Origin of the sequence: Paenibacillus cellulosilyticus (assembly GCF_003182255.1) — a bacterium.
Taxonomy (GTDB): Bacteria; Bacillota; Bacilli; order Paenibacillales; family Paenibacillaceae; genus Paenibacillus_T; species Paenibacillus_T cellulosilyticus.
On the sequence record NZ_QGTQ01000005.1, the window covers coordinates 1 to 19,447 of the forward strand.

13 protein-coding genes, 14 tRNA genes, 1 rRNA gene and 1 riboswitch are annotated in these 19,447 nt (G+C 50.2%); of the genes, 24 read left to right on the plus strand and 4 right to left on the minus strand.

Annotation, left to right across the window (positions count from 1 at the left end):
* The 19 genes from DFQ01_RS09020 to DFQ01_RS09115 form a co-directional block, all read left to right on the plus strand.
* A 23S ribosomal RNA gene (locus DFQ01_RS09020) occupies positions 1-94 on the plus strand; the annotation flags it as partial.
* 175 nt (positions 95-269) lie between these two features.
* Positions 270-346, plus strand: a tRNA-Ile gene (locus tag DFQ01_RS09025).
* A gap of 9 nt (positions 347-355) precedes the next feature.
* A tRNA-Ala gene (locus DFQ01_RS09030) sits at positions 356-431 on the plus strand.
* 15 nt (positions 432-446) lie between these two features.
* Positions 447-522, plus strand: a tRNA-Asn gene (locus tag DFQ01_RS09035).
* A 20-nt stretch (positions 523-542) separates the two neighbouring features.
* Positions 543-617 (plus strand) — tRNA-Glu (locus tag DFQ01_RS09040).
* Positions 618-621: 4 nt separating this feature from the next.
* Positions 622-697, plus strand: a tRNA-Val gene (locus tag DFQ01_RS09045).
* A 10-nt stretch (positions 698-707) separates the two neighbouring features.
* Positions 708-784 (plus strand) — tRNA-Met (locus DFQ01_RS09050).
* Between the two features lie 10 nt (positions 785-794).
* Positions 795-871: transfer RNA gene (locus tag DFQ01_RS09055), tRNA-Asp, on the plus strand.
* A gap of 18 nt (positions 872-889) precedes the next feature.
* A tRNA-Thr gene (locus DFQ01_RS09060) sits at positions 890-965 on the plus strand.
* Between the two features lie 39 nt (positions 966-1,004).
* Positions 1,005-1,077: transfer RNA gene (locus DFQ01_RS09065), tRNA-Lys, on the plus strand.
* 15 nt (positions 1,078-1,092) lie between these two features.
* Positions 1,093-1,178 (plus strand) — tRNA-Leu (locus DFQ01_RS09070).
* Between the two features lie 11 nt (positions 1,179-1,189).
* Positions 1,190-1,276 (plus strand) — tRNA-Leu (locus DFQ01_RS09075).
* Between the two features lie 5 nt (positions 1,277-1,281).
* A tRNA-Gly gene (locus tag DFQ01_RS09080) sits at positions 1,282-1,356 on the plus strand.
* A 6-nt stretch (positions 1,357-1,362) separates the two neighbouring features.
* Positions 1,363-1,439: transfer RNA gene (locus DFQ01_RS09085), tRNA-Arg, on the plus strand.
* 3 nt (positions 1,440-1,442) lie between these two features.
* Positions 1,443-1,516: transfer RNA gene (locus DFQ01_RS09090), tRNA-Pro, on the plus strand.
* Between the two features lie 554 nt (positions 1,517-2,070).
* Entirely contained in the window at positions 2,071-2,421 is a 351-nt protein-coding gene (locus DFQ01_RS09100) for a VOC family protein (protein WP_110043585.1), read from the plus strand.
* Positions 2,422-2,659: 238 nt separating this feature from the next.
* A riboswitch (cyclic di-GMP riboswitch) is annotated at positions 2,660-2,746 on the plus strand.
* A 187-nt stretch (positions 2,747-2,933) separates the two neighbouring features.
* Positions 2,934-4,688 (plus strand): methyl-accepting chemotaxis protein, encoded by a 1,755-nt coding sequence (locus DFQ01_RS09105; RefSeq protein WP_245946590.1) that lies wholly within the window; start codon positions 2,934-2,936, stop codon positions 4,686-4,688.
* 21 nt (positions 4,689-4,709) lie between these two features.
* The gene (locus tag DFQ01_RS09110; protein WP_245946591.1) at positions 4,710-8,429 is read left to right on the plus strand and encodes a non-ribosomal peptide synthetase; all 3,720 of its coding nucleotides are present in this window, start codon (positions 4,710-4,712) and stop codon (positions 8,427-8,429) included.
* 264 nt (positions 8,430-8,693) lie between these two features.
* Positions 8,694-8,996, plus strand: coding sequence for a hypothetical protein (locus DFQ01_RS09115; RefSeq protein WP_110043586.1), 303 nt, complete (start codon positions 8,694-8,696; stop codon positions 8,994-8,996).
* A gap of 239 nt (positions 8,997-9,235) precedes the next feature.
* Here the strand turns inward: DFQ01_RS09115 and hprK are convergent, their stop codons facing one another.
* Positions 9,236-10,150, minus strand: a complete 915-nt coding sequence (hprK, locus tag DFQ01_RS09120) for an HPr(Ser) kinase/phosphatase (protein WP_110043587.1) — start codon at positions 10,148-10,150, stop codon at positions 9,236-9,238.
* A 210-nt stretch (positions 10,151-10,360) separates the two neighbouring features.
* Positions 10,361-10,762: a hypothetical protein gene (locus DFQ01_RS09125; RefSeq protein WP_110043588.1), complete on the minus strand. Its 402-nt coding sequence runs from the start codon at positions 10,760-10,762 to the stop codon at positions 10,361-10,363.
* 254 nt (positions 10,763-11,016) lie between these two features.
* Between DFQ01_RS09125 and DFQ01_RS09130 the strand changes: the two genes are divergently transcribed.
* Both DFQ01_RS09130 and DFQ01_RS09135 read left to right on the plus strand, forming a co-directional pair.
* Positions 11,017-12,882 (plus strand): AbfB domain-containing protein, encoded by a 1,866-nt coding sequence (locus tag DFQ01_RS09130; RefSeq protein WP_110043589.1) that lies wholly within the window; start codon positions 11,017-11,019, stop codon positions 12,880-12,882.
* Positions 12,883-13,196: 314 nt separating this feature from the next.
* The gene (locus DFQ01_RS09135; RefSeq protein WP_110043590.1) at positions 13,197-13,526 is read left to right on the plus strand and encodes a DUF4870 domain-containing protein; all 330 of its coding nucleotides are present in this window, start codon (positions 13,197-13,199) and stop codon (positions 13,524-13,526) included.
* Positions 13,527-13,722: 196 nt separating this feature from the next.
* Here the strand turns inward: DFQ01_RS09135 and DFQ01_RS09140 are convergent, their stop codons facing one another.
* Positions 13,723-14,688 carry a DMT family transporter gene (locus DFQ01_RS09140; protein ID WP_110043591.1) on the minus strand — a complete coding sequence of 322 codons (966 nt, stop codon included), beginning with the start codon at positions 14,686-14,688 and terminating at the stop codon, positions 13,723-13,725.
* Positions 14,689-14,830: 142 nt separating this feature from the next.
* Between DFQ01_RS09140 and DFQ01_RS09145 the strand changes: the two genes are divergently transcribed.
* Positions 14,831-16,171: an aminotransferase-like domain-containing protein gene (locus DFQ01_RS09145; protein ID WP_110043592.1), complete on the plus strand. Its 1,341-nt coding sequence runs from the start codon at positions 14,831-14,833 to the stop codon at positions 16,169-16,171.
* Between the two features lie 155 nt (positions 16,172-16,326).
* Here DFQ01_RS09145 and DFQ01_RS09150 read toward each other — a convergent pair whose 3' ends face one another.
* Positions 16,327-16,929, minus strand: coding sequence for a TetR/AcrR family transcriptional regulator (locus DFQ01_RS09150; protein WP_110043593.1), 603 nt, complete (start codon positions 16,927-16,929; stop codon positions 16,327-16,329).
* A gap of 189 nt (positions 16,930-17,118) precedes the next feature.
* Here DFQ01_RS09150 and DFQ01_RS09155 point away from each other — a divergent pair, with 189 nt between their 5' ends.
* On the plus strand, positions 17,119-18,123 hold the full coding sequence (locus DFQ01_RS09155; protein WP_110043594.1) for a lysylphosphatidylglycerol synthase domain-containing protein: 1,005 nt from the start codon (positions 17,119-17,121) through the stop codon (positions 18,121-18,123).
* Entirely contained in the window at positions 18,116-19,312 is a 1,197-nt protein-coding gene (locus DFQ01_RS09160) for a glycosyltransferase family 4 protein (RefSeq protein WP_110043595.1), read from the plus strand. Before DFQ01_RS09155 ends, DFQ01_RS09160 begins: the two co-directional genes overlap by 8 nt.
* Positions 19,313-19,447 lie beyond the last annotated feature (135 nt).

Consider the following 19,447-nt stretch of genomic DNA (forward strand, 5'->3'; position numbering starts at 1 on the left):
AGACCCCTGGAAGACGACCAGGTTGATAGGCTCGGGGTGGAAGCGCAGCAATGCGTGCAGCTGACGAGTACTAATAGGTCGAGGGCTTATCCTAAGCGTTTTGGCGAATGCCAAAATCGCAACTTCGGAAGCATAAGCTAAAATCCTTTGCGCAAGCGAAGGTAAAGCATACGCTAAAGCTAAAATGTTCTGCTACCCTATTCATATCCAGTTTTCAAGGTGTGATTTTGTGCATGAAGTCACCACCACATTGATGTGGTTTTTTTTATTGGCCTTTAGCTCAGCTGGTTAGAGCGCACCCCTGATAAGGGTGAGGTCGGTGGTTCGAGTCCACTAAGGCCAACCATATACGTACGGGGCCATAGCTCAGCTGGGAGAGCGCCTGCCTTGCAAGCAGGAGGTCAGCGGTTCGATCCCGCTTGGCTCCACCATTACATGGATAATGTTCCCTGATAGCTCAGTTGGTAGAGCACTCGACTGTTAATCGAGTTGTCACAGGTTCGAGTCCTGTTCGGGGAGCCATAACTATTCGTATGTCGTAAGGCCCGTTGGTCAAGGGGTTAAGACACCTCCCTTTCACGGAGGTAACAGGGGTTCGAATCCCCTACGGGTCACCATTATGGAGGCTTAGCTCAGCTGGGAGAGCATCTGCCTTACAAGCAGAGGGTCGGCGGTTCGATCCCGTCAGCCTCCACCATAATGAATATCGCGGGGTGGAGCAGCTCGGTAGCTCGTCGGGCTCATAACCCGAAGGCCGCAGGTTCAAATCCTGCCCCCGCAACCAATTAAAATGTGGAGCCGTGGTGTAGAGGCCTAACATGCCTGCCTGTCACGCAGGAGACCGCGGGTTCGAATCCCGTCGGCTCCGCCATTTTAAACAACATCATATGCCGGTGTAGCTCAGTTGGTAGAGCAACTGACTTGTAATCAGTAGGTCGTGGGTTCGACTCCTATCGCCGGCACCATTTTTCCTCGAGGGTTAATTACCCAACAGATCTGAGCATGAGCCATTAGCTCAGTTGGTAGAGCACCTGACTTTTAATCAGGGTGTCGTAGGTTCGAGTCCTACATGGCTCACTTTTAGTTTCATATGCGGTTGTGGTGGAATGGCAGACACGCTATCTTGAGGGGGTAGTGGGCGTACGCTCGTGGAGGTTCGAGTCCTCTCAACCGCACCATAATTTAATACGCGGTCATGGCGGAATTGGCAGACGCGCTAGATTCAGGTTCTAGTGGTGTAACAACCGTGGAGGTTCAAGTCCTCTTGACCGCACCATCTATGCGGAAGTGGCTCAGCGGTAGAGCATCGCCTTGCCAAGGCGAGGGTCGCGGGTTCGATTCCCGTCTTCCGCTCCATAATTAGTGCCCTTAGCTCAGCTGGATAGAGCGTTTGACTACGAATCAAAAGGTCAGGAGTTCGAATCTCTTAGGGCACGCCATTTCGGGATGTAGCTCAGCTTGGTAGAGCACCTGGTTTGGGACCAGGGGGTCGCATGTTCAAATCGTGTCATCCCGATATGACATTAACCTGAATCTATTCCATGGGTCTGATCCTGTGGCATAGAACAAATTTAAACACCTTCAAGGTAATACACTTCTTTCGTAAGAAAGAGGGGGAATCCTTGGAGGTGTTTTTGTATTGCGCATTTGAAAGCCGCCGAACCTTCGGTGGCTTTCTTGCGTTCACGGAACAAAATTTATTTGGAAAACATTATGAAGTCCTTTTTTCTAGGCCTCTTTCTCGGTGGTATTCTGCAGTTTAATGATCGTTCGGGCGTGCTTGCCGAATATAAAGTTGTGCAGGTATTAGCCAGCGGAAGCATAGGTTTATGATTGGATTTGTAACGGAATGGCTAACATTGAAACTCCCGATCAGTAAGGCGAAGGCTCGGGCATATTTCTTTATTAACAATTTAATTGCGCTAGTTGTTACTATTCTTTTGGCGTTATATGCATAGCCAATTTCTTTGATTATGTGATGTATCGACGGGCGCAAAAAGACTGTACAAGCAAACTAATCCTCGCTATGCTGAGAGTGGATTTATTTTACAATAATAGGAGGGTGATTGGGTGGATACTACAACAAAGGTTATCACAAATCAGGTAACAGAAATTTATGTGCATGTTCGTGACTATGATATAGCAATCGCGTGGTATACAGATGTTCTGGGCTTGAGTAAAGATGCACAGGGCAGATTGGATATGAACGGTGCTCGAATACTGTTAATTGAATCGGACAAGAGAAACCCAGCTACGCATGCGGTATTTAGCTTATTCTCATCGGACATTAACGCTGCGCACGAAATCCTCAGATCCAAAGGTGCCCAAGTCGATGAGATTTATTATTGCCCCTATGAGAAAACAACTAGTTTTCACGTAACAGATTCAGAGGGGTACCTAATCCTTATTAAGGATTGTTAGTTGGGTAGACTTCAGATGCTTTCATTCTCTAATAAAATCAATCCTGTCACCTATAGATATGCAAGAGCTGCCGAATAACTCGTCAGCTCTTTTTTTGTGCTCATACCATGCTACTCAGCGATTTTTTTGCGAATAATGTCGAAAAAGATCAATAAAGTTGAGTTTTACAAAACATTATGTCGATTCTTGAAATGGTTTTCCTTGTAAATAAGTTGGAAAAATAGTACATTGGTAGTGTGACCGAAAATAGCACACTTGACGAAAGTCAAGGTCGCAAAGCCGCGGGTCTAAGGTTCTATGGAACGATGACAGCCGGGCTGCCGAAGTGTATGGACAAGATCCTGTCTAGTTGTGACAACGGCTGCTCGTCAGAGCAGCCTTTTTGCGTTCAGAGGTCGGCAGCGCGTGCCCATTATATAGGAAGGAGTCGTGTTGAAGAAGGAATTTAGGAAGAACGATTATGTTTTTGACAAATGGCGTTTCCGCATTATACAACATCGGAGGTAACGTAAGTGAAAAGCAGATTGAGAATGTCCTTTTTCGCAAAAAATTTATTGTTCTCATCTATTAATATTATTTTGGTCGGGACAATACTGATTATCTCTAGCTACTATATTCAGAAAAACATATTGACCAGCCAGCTTCATCAGCAAATTAAGACGATAACAGAAGAATGGTCCAAGCAAATTAAGCCGGAAATGGCCCGGGCCTCTCTGCAGGAGCAGGACTTCCAGGGACCGGAACAGCTTAAATTGAGACCGATTCTCGATTCCGTTAACAAGTATAATCCGAACATCGCGCAGGCGTATGTGAGTGGTACGGAGTTGGAGAACGGAAATAAGACGTCACAGATCGCCGTTCCTACTTCTCTCCTAGAGCCACTCAAGGAGATGAATATGACGGCCAAGGACATGTTCGAGCAGCCGCAAGTAATCGTCGATACGCTGCACAGTATGATGAAATCGGGAGAGCCGACGTTCTCTGATATTTACTCCGATGAGTTCGGCATATGGACGACGATCGCTTATCCGATTAAAGACGAAAAAGGGACCATATTCGCCTATTTCGCAGCGGATGCGGATGCCAGTGCGATTTCTGTCGGGCTGCACGAGCTGCTTGTCTATAGTCTCTCCATTATGATTGGCTTCCTAGTTCTTGTCTTGCTTGTCCAGTACTACATCGTAAGAAGAACGCTGTCGCCAATTAAGTCGCTTATCGGGGGCATCGAGAAGGTTAGTGCAGGAGATCTTGACGTCGAAATAACGACAGGAACCGATGACCTGGGTATCGTAAACGATAAGTTTAACCAGATGGTTCGCAAGATGAACGGTACGATGGTTAAGATACAGGAGCTCTCAACGCAGGTCGCGGAATCTGCCCAGACCTTGTACCTCTCGACAGATGAAAATAACCGTCAGGCGGAATCGATTCATTCCAATATTAAGATGATCGCCGACAATATTTTGATTCAGCAGCAATCTGCACGGGACAGCTCGCGCGCAATTACGGAAATGTCGACCGTCATTCAATCCGTAGCGCAGAACTCGTCCAGTCTGGCAGAGGAAGCTGCGGATATGGAGAGCAAATCAGAGCAGGGCAATACTGCCGTCATCAATATGGTGGATCAAATGTCGGAAATCTCCGGATTCGTGAACAACGTTTCGCAAACGGTAGAATTGTTGAACCATAGATCCAATGAAATCGGCAGCATACTCGTGATGATTCGCGGGATAGCTACACAGACAAACTTATTGGCACTAAATGCAGCCATCGAGGCGTCGCGCGTAGGTGAGCACGGCCGTGGATTCGCTGTAGTTGCAGGAGAAGTACGGAAATTGGCTGAACAATCGAAAGAATCGGCTGAACAAATCTCGACGCTGATCGATGAAATCCAAGTAAGCATTCAACATGCTGCACAATCGATGGAATACGGAACAGGCGTCGTGGAAAAAGGGATGTCGTTGGCTCATGAAACGAGCAGTCTGTTCACGGAGATTTCGAGAGCGACCAAGAATGTTTCGGAGCAAACCCAGGAAGTATCGAGCGCTGCTCAAGAAATGTCGGCAGCAACGGAGGAGCTGGCTGCATCCGCAGATGAATTAAGCTCAACCGTCGATGCGACAACGACGGGAACGGAGAAGATCACCAACTCCGTTGAGGGGCAGCAGCAGCGGATGTCTTCCATTGTAGATGCTTCCAACATGCTCTCATCCGTAGCAGAGAAATTGAAAGAGCAAATCGAAACATTCCGCGTTAAAACAAAATAGCACAGGACAGGAGGGGAGATAATGGTCAAGAATACTGCATTGGGACCGAAAACGGATGACGTAAGGGATCAAGAACTGCCGATTCTGCAGCTTCCAATGGATGGTGCGCGTCAATTAAGAGCGTATGAGTTTGCAAGCATCAATGTGGAGCTTCGTCGAGATCTGCTGGCGTCTTATTCGGGCAATGTGTGCGATGAACAAAGACGTAACGCGTTTTTCTTGGCTATCTATGCCTCCCTTCTCTACCGGTTCTCCGGCGGAGAAACCGATATAGCGATTGGGACATCCATGCCGGATAAAGGCGAATTGCTTATTCTTATCTCACTCGATAAGGAAAGAACGTTTGAGGTAATTTTTGAAAAGGTTCTTAAGCAACTGAGCAAGACAGAGCACCAATATGGCAATGTGGTGGTGGACAACGGCTTTATCGTTGATGGTGAGCCGGATGCCTATAATGAACAGCTTCTAAGCTGGATGCTATCTTGCGGCCACCAAGAAGTATCGCTGCAAGTACGCTACGATACATCCATGTTCAAAGAAGCGACGATTCGCCGTTATTTGGACGCCTTCCGAACAATTGCGGAGGCGGCATATATGGATGAAACGGTAAACATTGAGACGATCGATTTATTGTCCGCCGATGAATATGCCCTGTACGGCAAACTGAATGACACGGATTTGGATTATCCCGAAGACCTGACGGTCCATCAATTCGTTGAGAACGTGGTGGAGCAATATTCAGATCGACTGGCTATTTCTTCGTCAGAAGGCTCCTATACGTATCGGGCATTAAATGAACAAGCGAACCGAGTCGCTCACATGCTGCTAAGCAAAGGAATACGCAAAGGCGATTTCGTAACGATCTTCATGGAAAGAAGCACGGATACGATCATCAGCCTGCTCGGCATATTAAAAGCAGGAGGGGCGTACGTACCTGTAGACCCTGAATATCCGGAAGATCGCGTCAGCTACATTCTGGAGGACACGAGAGCGGGATACATACTCACCAAGCATTCTCATCTAGAGCAGGCGAAGCAGATGGGAGCGAAGCTCGGTACGGTCAAGCATGTCATCGCTGTAGATTCGGATCTTAGCGTTTATAGCGATTCGAATCCGGAGCAAAATATAACGCCGGACGATCTGGCTTATGTTATCTATACCTCGGGCTCGACCGGCAAGCCGAAAGGTGCACTACTGGCTCATAAAGGGGTCGTGAACCTCGGCGTCTTCAGCAAGAAGGAGTTTGAAATTACGGAGCAGGATACCGTGGCGCAGTTCGCATCATTCAGCTTCGACGCCTCTGTCTCGGAATTGATTTGCGCGCTGTTTAGCGGCGCTCATCTGTATTTGCTCTCCGCAGAGGAACGCGTCTCGGTAGAAGACTTCGCGTCCGTTGTAGAACGAATGAAGGTGACGTTTGTTCCGTTCGTTCCGACCGTATTTTTCAACCAAATCGCTTCTGTACTCTCGGATGAGGGCTTCTATAAGCTGCGCCGGGTTAGAACCATTATGACGGCAGGCGAGGCTTTGTACGGGGAGCAGGTGCGCGTTTTTCAGAAAAAGACGGCTGGTCGAATTAACGTATACAACTTATACGGGCCTACGGAATGCACAGTCGGAACGACCTATTATCGGATTCCACAGGTGAAGGATGAACTGACGCATATCCCGATCGGGTATCCAAACAGTAATTACAAGGTTTACGTCGTTAACGAAGGCATGCAGCTATGTCCGGTGAATGTTCCTGGCGAGATGTTAATTGAGAGTGTCGGTCTGTCCAAAGGGTATTTGGGGAAACCGGAGAAGACAGCAGAAGTGTTCATCACTAGTCCCTTTGATCCCGAGAAAATGGTGTACAAATCCGGGGACATCGTCAAGCTGCTGGAGAACGGAACGCTTGAATATGTAACTCGCAGAGATACGCAGGTCAAAATCCGAGGACACCGGATTGAGATTGGCGCCGTCGAAGACGTTATGGCTAAATATCCGAATATTCAGGAAGCAGCTGTTGTTGCGGTTAAGGAGCCGAGCGGACAGCTGCAGCTAGTCGGCTATTATACTTCTAAGGATGGTAGTCGCTTATCCTCTTCGGAGCTCCGTGTCTTCTTGCAGGAGAGGCTGCCTGCTTATTATGTGCCCAAATGGCTCAGTCGATTGGACCGGATGCCGCTTTCTCCAACAGGTAAGGTCGATCGCAAGAAGCTGGCTGCCTACGAGCTGTCATCCATTGAAGAGGAGCAAGCTCTGGTGGACCCATCCAAACAGCCGCATACGGAGGTTCAGAAGCTTATTGCTCATGCTTGGAAGGAAGTATTGGGCAAAGAGGCTGCCAGCATTGAGGACGACTTCTTCCAGATTGGGGGGGACTCGCTGTCTGCCATTCAAGTGCTCGTTAGCCTCAAGCCGCATTATCCGGCGCTTGAAACCCAGCATCTCTATCAATACAAGACGATTGAGCAATTAGCAGGCTGGATGGAACGGCTCAGCCAGCTGGGACAAGCTGCATCTGAAGTGGCGGCAGCGCGTGATGGAAGCATCAAATTACTGCGCGAATATCCTAGAATGATAGGACCGGGTCATTCCGATGAGGACAATAGTGAGCCTACCTGCATTCTCTTAACCGGGGCAACGGGCTATTTGGGTTCGCATATTCTCTATGAATTGTTGAAGAAAAGCCGGGCTAGGATTATAGCACTCGTTCGCAGCTCACAAGATCAGCCTGCAGGCGATAGATTATGGGACGTGATGAGAACGTATTTCGGTGACAGCTTGTTGTTTGTGATGAATGAGCGTGTTCACGTAGTGGAGGGGGATCTTGAGGTTTCTGGACTTGGGCTGTCGGCTCAAGATAAGGATATGCTGCACAGTCAGATGGACACGGTCGTTCATGCTGCCGCCGACGTAAGACACCTAGGCGATGAAGAGCAAATTTTCAAAACGAATGTCGATGCCACTCGGCACCTGCTTGAACTTGCTCAGTCCAAACCAGGCGTACGCTTCCACCATATCTCGACGATTGGCGTTCCGGAACAATTAGCATTAGACGGGAAGTGGGATTCGGTAGAGCTTTCGGGTGAAATGGATGCGGGGCTTCAAGTGGATAACGTGTATACAAATAGCAAGCTGGAAGCGGAAAAGCTTGTTATTGCCGCTGCCTCGCAAGGGCTGTCCGTTAGCATTTATCGCCCGGGAAATATCGCCTGCCATTCTTTATCGGGCAAATTCCAAACCAACATCGAGAGCAACGCCTTCTATCGAATGATCAAGGGGATGCTGCTATTAGGCAAAGCTCCAAAAGTCGACTGCTATATCGACGTTACGCCTGTTGATTATGCGAGCAGTACGATTACGGACCTCATGCTGAAGCGGGAGGCAATCGGCCGCGTATTCCATATTTGCAATCCGAATCCGATCACGTACATGGAACTGATCGAAATGATTAATAAGTGTGGATATGGCGTGGAAACGATGGAATTCGGCAAGTATGTTCAATGGTTGTTCGATCCGGCCATCACGAAGAGCAAAGAAGCACTTGAGCTTGCGATGGCGCAGCTGGAGGGTGAGGGAGCCAGAGACTCGGAGTTCCTCTACGATTGCGAGATGACGAGCGCGTTTCTGGCGCCTACCAGCCTGCGATGTGCCTATACCGATCTATCGTTCGTAGACAAGTTGATGGCATATGCCAGCTATATTGGGTACTTCCCGCCGCCGCAGCAAGTTGCGCAAACCGCGTTGCTGTAAGCTGTGGCAGCGGCACGCACTTTGTTTCGCAGGTGCGACTGTAGGGCGATTGAAATTGAAGGGCACCCTTGTTGGGTGCCCTGGTTATATTGGCACCAATTATATGTCTCAAAATAACGAGTGGAATTGGTTAGAGAATGAGCCGCCTTTGTCCGATCGTTAATTTACGCCGTCATTTTTCGATACTATAGAAGAACAGCGAGAGTAAACACAAACAGCTTTATCTGAATTTATAATTTATACATTTTAAGGAGAGGTTCGTGTATGTATTATCAGTTCTGCCAGCAGGTGAAAATCGTAGATATGAATGAAGAAATTCTTACGGAAGTATTATTCCAGCATGGGGAGTTCGAGACGGCGGCTTTATCGATTGGCTCCTCTGTCCTGATTCAGCAGTTGGGATTAAAGGAGTTTGAAGTCGTCTATGATACCAGGGAGGGCCAGCTCGCTCGTTATAAAATCGTGGATATAGAGATCAATCTCGTGCAACAGCCTGCCGTCACTCGGGTTTATTTGGAACCGGTCAAGCTTATTGTCGGTCAACACGATATTGGGGAAATTGTCTGACATCCATGACGAGCTGCCACTGGGGACGGCGCTAATCTTCGGCAAGCAAAGCGAAAGGGAGCGTAATGCCGCCATTGCAGCAGAGCATCTGTCCGATCAAAAATAAAACCGCCGCGAGGGGGCGGCAGTTTGTAGAAGTTGGGCGAGATAGTGGTCAAGCTCGAAGCTTGGGGTGAAGATATTCAGTGAGCGACCGATCGCTCGAACACGACGACCGGTCTGCAACGCCGCACCTTCCCTTATGTTATTTGGTCTTGAATACGCTGCATGAACTCTTCGGCCGCACTGTAGCCGTGCTGTTTCAGATACCAGTTGTTCGCCGCCGCCTCAATTAAGCCGGCGACATCACGCCCCGGTTGCAGTGGAATCTCGATATGAGGAATCTGCACACCCATATATTCGGTATATCGGGGCTCTAGCTCCAGCTCATTGCTCAGCTCTCCTTCCCGCCAGGTTGTCAGCTCAATATCGAGCACGATGCGCGTCTCGTCCTGAAAAGCTCGACGGCCGTATTGGCGCACGACGTTGATCAAGCCGACGCTTCGCAACGCGAGGAATTCGCGGGTCGTCACATTATGGGTACCGAGCAGCAGCGCCGGACCTAGCTTCTTCAGCACGACGATGTCGTCCGCGACGAATCGGTGACCTCTGCGGATGAGTGTATGCGCAGTTTCGCTTTTGCCGACGCCAGACTTGCCTCTCAGCAGCACGCCGATGCCGGATACGTTCACGCACACGCCGTGAATCGACTGCTCAGGCGCAAGCGCCTTCGTCAGGAACCCGTCTAGCTTGGCGATGAATTCGACGGTCGTATCGGGCGTTCGCAGCAGGGGAATGCCCTCTTCGTCGCAGAATTTCTTCAGATAGGGGATTTCCTGCTGGTCTGCGGTCACAATGAAGCAGGGCGGATGGTACTTGACGATATTGCCGATATAAAGCAGCCGCTCCTCGACGCTGAGTCGAAGCAGATAGTTAATTTCTTTACGGCCTAGAACTTGGACGCGCTCCATCGGGAAGAAATCGAAGTACCCAACGAACTCCAGCCCTGGTCGATGCGCCCGAGAACGCGTAATGTCACGGTTGAGGCTGTTTGCAGCGGCAACCACCTCCAGCTTAAAATGGTCCACGAGTTTCTGCACGGTGATGGTTTTCAAGCGGAAAGCCTCCTTTGGCTGGCATTATGCCGATTTCAGATTACTCCGATGTATTCAACGGTGAAGTCCATTATTCCTGTACGTGGAGAGCTGCGTGCAGAAGAGAACTGCATGTTTTTAAGATAGATCCTGTACAAATAGAAGAGCCGGAAGACGCTGCAAGCAGCCTCTCCGGCTCTATTCATTTGTCATATGCATGAAACGCCGAAGCTAAGGCATATTCAAAATCAGCTGTACGCCCTCGATCTTTAGCTTGTCCATACGGACGACCCAATCCTTAAACGCCTCGTACTTCTCATCGGAGATATCAAACATCCGCTTCATCTCCATAATGACATCCTTCTCGTCGTCGTTGTAATCGCCGTCGGCATAGCACAGCAGCAAGGTTTCCACCATGAAAATATGCTGTACACGCTCATCCTGCACGCAGGCGAGTATATCTGAAAGCGAACGTGATGTCGCAACTGCCACAGGCAAATCCAGCTCAGCCGCGATCATGCGAAGTCCGCCCTTTTCCTTCAAGTTAACGTGTCCGTCGGCATTAACTACGATATGCGCCAGTTCGAGGAAAGCCTTCTTGTACTCATTTTGTTGCAAAAAGTGTAAAAACACGCTGCCAGCTCCCTTATCTGTTATAGTCATCGATTGTTCTTAGTTTCGACACCCACCGCTGTTTTCCTATCGTTCCATACCCGGATATGTAAATTGACAATCAAAAGACTGCTGAATTGTACATAGGTTCAACACTGAAATTGTATAAATCGTGCATTTAGGTACAAATTGTTCACTTGTATCCAGCAGGCTGAGAGCTAGACTATAATTGTAAGCGTTTTCTATTTCTAATTATACTGGAGGTGTATGATGAAATGAAGAAAGGATTGATTGGCATCCTGCTCGCTGCTTTCTTCATATCGCTGTTTGGCTTGTCACCAGAGAGGACGAGCGCAGCAAGCATCAGCATTACGAACGGCACGGACTGGGTGGACACTGCAGGCAATCCGATCAACGCGAACAGCGGCAACATTTTGCAAATCGGCAGCACCTATTACTTGTACGGCGAGCATGCGGTTAGCGGCACGTTCGACAGCGTCAATGTTTATACCTCGACGGATTTGAAGAACTGGACGTTCAAGAATGCCATTCTGACGAAAAACTCGGCGACGGAGTTGAATAGCAGCAAAATCGAGCGTCCAAAGGTGATCTACAACGCAGCCACAGGCAAATATGTGTTATGGGCACACTATGAGAATGGTACGGACTATGGCCTTGCACGCGTCGCGGTAGCGACGAGCAGCACGCCGGACGGCAACTTCACGTATCAAGGCAGCTTCCGTCCACTTGATTACGAGTCTCGCGATATGACCGTGTTCGTTGATACCGATGGCACGGGCTATCTCATTTCGGCTTCTAAGAAAAACGGTGGCGCGAACGATACGATGGCTGTGTTCCAAATGAATGCCAGCTATACGGGCGTTACGACGTTTGTCGGCTGGTTGTTTGAGAACTCGTACCGCGAAGCGCCTGCCGTCGTCAAGAAGGGCTCGCGCTACTATCTGTTCACTTCGCAGGCATCGGGCTGGTATCCGAACCAAGGCGCTTACGCCACCGCTACCTCGATGACAGGCACGTGGTCGGCGCTGACCAACTTCGGTAATCCGTCTGCATTCGCTACACAAATTCATGATATCGCGACGATTACGGGCAGCAGTGCGACGACCTATATCTATATGGCCGACCGCTGGAATCCGCTTGATCTAAGCGATCATAAGCATATTTGGCTGCCGCTAACGCTCGATGATTCAAGCGGAACGGCGACACTGGAGTGGTACTCCGACTGGTCCATTGATGCCGCCACCGGGGTCGTTACAACCCCTTCACTGGTGAATCATGCCCAAGGCAAGACAGCAACAGCAAGCTCTGTCGCCTCTAGCTCCTCAGCCTCGAACGCGAATGACGGCAACTACACGAACGCATGGGCTGCTTCGTCGAGCTCCTGGCCAGCATGGTGGCAGGTTGACCTTGGATCGGTGAAGACGATAACCGAGGTAGACATTTCGTGGTTTATGTACAAGGGCTCGGAAGGCTATTATAAGTACAAAATCGAGATCAGCAACGACGGCTCTACCTACTCGACGCTGGATATGACGAGCAACACGCGTTACGGCTTCACGACCGATGCGGTACATTTCACCGCTCGTTACGTCCGCATCAACATGGTGTCGGCGGTGTTGTGGAACAATCCGAGCAACTGGTATACGCCAACGCTGCATGAAGTGAAGCTGCTAGGTCCTTCCACGCCGGAGGCGACGGGGTACAGCCAATTTGCATCGTATAACTATCCGACCTATTATATCCGCCATTATAATTTTGCTGCGCGGATCGATCCTAGCGTCTCGCCAGTAGGGGATTCGCAATTCCGCGTCGTTACGGGACTTGCCAGCTCTTCCGGTGTGTCACTGGAATCGGTCAACTATCCCGGTTACTTCCTGAAGCGCAACTCAAGCAGCAAAATCGTGCTGGAGGCGTTCGCGAATACGACCGACTACAAGGCGGATGCGACGTTCCTGATCGCCTCAGGTTGGGCGGATAGCTCCAAAGTTTCATTGCAGTCGTACAGCCAGCCTGGCTACTACATTCGCCACTACAATTACGTGCTGCAGCTTGATCAGATCACCTCGTCGAGCAGCACGACCGATAAGAGCGACGCTACGTTTACTAGAACGAGTTTCTAGTCGGCTGATTGGTCGATAGATACAAAGGGACAGTCCCCTGCGCCAATGCAGCTAGGGGACTGTCCCTTTGTCACGAGATATTTCATACAAGAGGTCCCCTTTCTATTACATAATAGTAAATGTGAGAACAATTAAGGGGTATCACGTTTATAGGTAGACGAAACTAGCATAATCAAGTAAAATTTGGAATTAATCCGTGGTATTTTGACGCAAAATGAGAGGTTTTGGCGAGTAAACCGTCATATTCCGATGCCTGGCGGTGTTCCTGTTACTTGAGCTCCACCTGGCAATAGACCAAGGAAGAGGTGCTGTTCATGCAAGAAATGCCCGTTCACTCGTTTGATCAAGCAGATGTTCAAAGCAACAAAGGGATGGCCATCGTCGCATACATTATATTCTTCATTCCGCTGCTCGCTGCACCAAATTCAGCGTTCGCAAGATATCATGCAAACCAGGGTTTGACTCTATTCATTACCTGTGTTGCGCTTAACATCGTACTCGGCATTATTCCGATTATTGGTTGGCTGCTGCTTCCATTCGCTAACCTAGGATGCTTAGCGCTCGCAGTGATTGGTATCGCAAGTGCAGCACAGGGGGGCGCCAAGCCGCTTCCTGTCATTGGCAAATATACGCTGATTAAGTAAAATGTAAGTGCCGAGAGACCGCGTCGACACGGATAAGAGGGGCTATGACAGGCTGAGAACGAACGGCCTGTCATAGCCCCTCCTTGGCGTTGATTATTACAGATGGTTCTATCTCATTGTCTTATCGACGGGAGACGGACGGTTAGACTTGAGGGAAAGGCGACCTTGCTAATCCCAACAAAATTCGGTAAGTTTGTTAAACTGACTTATGAGCATCTGCATCTGCACGCCCTATGTCTAGCCCCACTTCCTGGGCTCTTGTTCTACCCAACCGATTGGCTCCAACAACCCCGGCAATAATGAGCACCGAGCCGATCAAATGATAGACGGTCACTTCTTCTCCAAGGAAGATTGCTCCCGCCGCTATTGAGACGATAGTCGAGAGATTAGTAAACGCGCTCATTCTTGATGCTTCCATCTTCGATAGGATGTAGTTGGACGTTAATGCTGTGACCAGCGATGATACTACCCCTAAGAAGAGAATGGATAGGAGAAAGGTGCCGCTTGTCAGCGGTGCAAAATAACGGTGGAGCGTACCTGCAGCCGCATGGTCAGTGAGTGTGACTGCTTGAAAAAAGACGAACCCGACTCCGAGCATCAAATAGGTGATTTCCGCCGGTCGGAATTGCTTCGATAGCGTACGAGCCAGCACGGTGTACCCGGCAAAAGCGACACACGTCAGCAGCAATAAGGAGATCCCCATCAGGTTCGATAGATCGATGCTGCTGCCTTTCATGATGAATATAAACACAACGCCGAACACCGATAGAAAGATCGACAGCTTCTGTAATAGGGTGGTCGTTTCCTTGAGAAACAAGGAGGCGATGATCATAGTTACGACCGGGGTGAACGCGTACAGAATGCCGCCTTCCGCCGAGCTGGCGTGCTTCAACCCGAACGCTTGCAGCGTAAAGAAACCAAGTGGATACATCGTTGCCAGCAGCAGCACTTTGCCAAGCGGCTTGCCGTGGTACGACAGCTTCACCCAGCCGAATGCGACGGGCACGGTCATGACGAGGAACGAAGCCGCGAAGCGGAAGGCCAACGTGTCCAGTGGGCTGGCGTAATCGAGTACTAGTTTGGCGAATAAAAAGGACAGCCCAATAATGACTGCGTTAAGCACGGCTAACAGGTAGGGAAGCCGCATATCTTTATGACTCATGTTCCATCATCCTCTCCAACTAACGGCGGCGTGTTCGCGAACGTCTCACCTGTTGAATTGAAGATAAAATAATTCGGTACGTCGAACAATATCATTTTCCCCTAACTGTACTGGTACAGTTGGGTCATAGGAGGAGGGCAGTATGAAAAAATATAACTCGATCCTATCGGATATAGAGAACCGTATTCGGGAGGGGCGCTACACACCTGGTCAGAAGCTGCCCTCCGTCCGCATCGCTGCGGAACATTATGGCTGCAGCATTAGCACGGTCACGAAGGCTTACGCGGAATTGGAGAAGCATCACGTCATTTATTCGGTTCCGCAAAGCGGCTTTTACGTCGTGGAGAAACCGGGCGATTGGCGTGATAAGCGGGATAGCAGGCTGATCGACTTCGCTACGGTGCTGCCGGATTTGGACGCGTTTCCGTATTTGGATTTTCAGCACTGTCTGAACAAAGCGATTGATATTTACAAGTACGATCTGTTTACCTATGGAGAACCGCAAGGGCTGGAGTCGTTCCGGCATACGCTTGTTTCGCATCTGGCCAATGACCAAGTGTTCACCCGGGCGGAGCGGATCTTCATCACTTCGGGGGCACAGCAAGCACTCGAAATATTGGCGCGAATGCCTTTTCCCAGCGGAAGGACTGATATTCTCGTCGAACAGCCGGGCTATGACCGGTATTTGCGTTTCCTAGAGATGGAGGGTATTCCGGTACAGGGAATTGCTCGTACCACTGCGGGTATTGACCTGCAGGAGCTGGAGACGAGATTTAGGAGCGGCCGCATCAAAATGTTCTACACCATGCCGAGATACCACAATCCGCTGGGTACTTCGTACAGCCTCGAAGAGAGGAAAGCAATAGCTAAGCTGGCCATCAAATACGATGTGTACGTCATCGAGGACGACTACATGGCTGACTTGGGTGCGGAGCACCAATTCGACCCGATCTACGCCTGCGATGGGAGCTCGCACGTCATTTATGTGAAGAGCTTCTCCAAGATCATCTTTCCGGGCTTAAGGTTGGGCGCGCTTGTGCTGCCTGAACGACTGCTCAAGACGTTCTATTCGTATAAAATCTACCCCGACACTTCGCTATTATCTCAGGCGGCGCTTGAGGTCTACATCAAGAACGGTATGTATGAGCGGCACAAGCACAGGATAAGCAGCCTATACGCACTGCGGATGCGGGCTTTGCGGGAGGCAGTGGGACGATATCATGAGCCAGGGCTGATGGAGATACCCGATATCCGCGCTGGCATTTACACACACTTCAAACTGAAGGCCGCGGTTAATATCGAACGTCTCTTAAAGCGGTTAAGCGAGCGGGATGTGAATGTCTCGACAAGCAAAGGGTACTACCTGACGGATTATATAGAGCGGGAGAAGTTTCTGCGACTCAGCGTGTCTCAGGCCTCATCGGAACAAATTGACGAAGGGGTCAAGATCATCGTGGAGGAAGTAAGGCGCGGAAACTGGTGAACGTTGGTCGTATCAACAGCCCTTGAGACGGGGGGTATAGCCGACCGGAACGGCGTGAGCTGGGTGCTGTCCTACTACCGAGGTTGATGCGAAAGTATCAAATAAACATCGCCAGGGCTCGGGCCGCGTGGCGATGTTTTATTTTACAAACAAACCTACTCCTTACTTGCCAAGCACATTCCTCTCAAATATGCGGTCAGACTGTCGATGTTCATGCGGACATGCCGATTATCGCCCTCCAGCTTGCTAAGCATGATGCCGCCCTCCATGACGGATAAGGTGAAGGTCGCAAGTGCATCGACTTGAAGGTCGGATCGGAATTCGCCGGACTGAATACCTTCGGAAATGATCGCCCTCAAAGCATGCAGCGTGTTATCCAATCCCCGACGAGCCTCCGCGCGTAAAACAGGATGCCCGTCATCGGACTCTGTTGCAAGGTTCAGAAGCGGGCAGCCACCGATAAAAGGAGGATCGTCCACGACATTCTCGTACACCCGCAGATAGACCAGCAGCTTGCCCATTGCGGTCGACTCCTGCTCGAGCGCTTCCTTAATGGTACGACTCACAATGCTGCCTGCATATCGGTAAGCCTCAACGGCAATTTCATCCTTGTTCTCGAAATGGCGGTAGATGCCGCCCTTCTTGATCCCCGTTAACGCTGTAATGTCCGACAGGGACGAGCCCGCATAGCCCTGCTGGTTAAACAGTTCGGCCGATTTCGCAATAATGTTGTTGCGGGTATTTTCACCCTTCGTCATGTCGTTCCACCCCCCTGGTGCACTTAAGAATAATTGCCTTTATTATACCAGACTACAATTGGCTGCCGGGAACCGATCCGCTGCCGTACAACGTGTCTATGCCAAAACTTAATAATTCTCTGCATCTCGGTTTACCATTCGGGTTTACAATCAAGGGATTACGTTACCGAGTCGGAAAGTGGTGAAGCGATGGCGGCATTGCAAAGGTGGGCGCCAACGGTGCTCAAAACGATTCTCGTGGTGGTAACGGTGTTTTTCGTCGTAAGAAGCGTTCCGTTAAGGGCGTCGGACATTCCGGCGTTCCTGATGCGGGCGGATTACCGATTCTACGCGTCCATGCTCCTATTCGCTGTGTTTCTGATGCTGCAGGCGAGCATATGGGTGTTAATCGTGAACGCGGCGATGACGGAGGGAGAGCGAGAAGGCATTCGGGAGGGTCGGAAGCTAGGGCTGCTGACTGGACTTCGCATCTTCATCGACTCGCAATTCGCCAAGTACATTCCCGGCGGTTTCTGGAATTATGCGGGCCGCGTTGTACTCGCGACACGGGCAGGCGTTCCGCTGCAAGCGCAGCTTGCATCCATCGTCTACGAGAATGTTTTGTTGGTGTCCGCCGCGTTAATGTACGCGCTTCTTTTCGCTTTAAGCTTGGGCGGCAGTCCGCTGCCGCTCGTATCGACCGCGCTTGTCATTATCGCTTTGGCGTATTTACTGTACGATCGCATTACGACTTGGATCCGGCAGCTATTCGTTCGTGCGTCCCGTTGGAAGCTCCTTGGGAGGCTGCTCGCCAAGGGGCGAGAATCTCATGAATCGGCAGCCGTCGGCGGTTCGGCGGTTATGCCGCGGAATCCATTTTTCGGGTATTTGGTCTGTTTTCTCGGCAGCCATTTCATAATGGGGATCGCCTTCTGGATGCTGACCGACAGCTTTGGCGAAGGGCATATCGGTTTATTGTACGCGGCAGGGACGTTTGCAACCTCTTGGCTGCTCGGGCTGTTCAGTCCGCTTCCAGGGGGGCTTGGTGTAAGGGAAGGTTTTCTCGTTTATTTCTTATCCCTAAAGCTGGGAACGGATGCGGCCTTACATATTTCCGTTATCGCGCGACTGTGGAACATCATGGCGGAATTGACATTCTGGCTGCTCATTAAAGCGGTAAGCCATCTACCGAAAAGGGTGAAAATGTATGAGTAGAAAAATCGTTCTCGTAACCGGTGTTTTCCCTCCCGGCATTGGCGGCATGCAGAACTATTACTACAACCTGTCCAAATACTCCAAGCACCATATGACGGTTCTCGCTTCCGAATATCCCGAGTGCGTCTCCTTCGATAAGGGCCAGCCATTCCGGATCGTGCGAGGATCGTTTATGCGAGGAGAAAGCGTAGACTTTACGAGTTGGGGACGGTTATTCCGCCATGTTCGAAGATTGCTTCGAAGCGAAGAGCCGGACGTCACTGTGTACGGTTATGTACTGATTGGCTTTATCGGACTGCTGCTGAAAATATTCAGCGGGCGGCGTTATGTGATTTCCACGCATGGCATGGATATGCTTATGTTCCGCAAGTACATCGGATTGAATCAGATCGTGAAGCTGATTTTACGAAAGGCGGACGGTGTGCTGACGAACAGTGAATATACGAGAAAACGGGTCGAGGATTACGGGGTTGATCCGAGCCGCATCGGGCTTGTGAATCCTGGGGTAGAAGCGATCTTCGATCGACAGGAGAAAAACGCAGAGCTGCTGAAGCAGCATGATCTAGAAGGCAAGCACGTCATTCTAACGGTCGGCCGACTCGTCAGGCGTAAAGGACATGACCGGGTGATTGAGTCCATGCCTGCCATCCTGCAGCAAATCCCTAACGCTATTTATGTCATCGTTGGTGACGGTCCAGAACGCGGACGCCTTGAGCAGCTGGCGAAGACGACAGGTGTGTCAGAAGCGGTTCGGTTTGTCGGTAATGTCTCCGGCAGTGAACGGCTGAACGACTATTACAATCTGGCTGATCAATTCATTATGGCCTGCCGCGAGCTGGAGGAAGGCGACGTAGAGGGATTTGGCATCGTTTATCTGGAGGCTGCTTCGGCAGGCGTACCGGTTATTGCGGGCAAATCCGGCGGCGCATCGGAAGCAGTGCTGGATGGGACGACCGGACTTATCGTTACGCCGGAATCTCATGCGGAAATAACAGCCGCTGTCGTCCGGCTTGCGAGCGACACCGTGCTGCGGGAGAGCCTTGTGCTAGAAGGCTATAAGCGCGCTAAGACGCAGTTCCAGCACGAGAACCTGGCCGAAACGTTCGATCTCTATATCGGACGGCTCTGTGCACGTCCGCTGCCGGGTAAGAAGCGGGCCAAGAAGCCGGCGATTCAGAGAATGCGTTAGTTTTGATTATGTTGAGATTCAAACAGACAAGACCGTGCTCAGCCCTGTATGGGAGGAGCGCGGTCTTAGTTTTTTACAATGGAAACTACTATACAGTATAGAGTACTTTATGGTATACATATGTTGAGGGGAGGA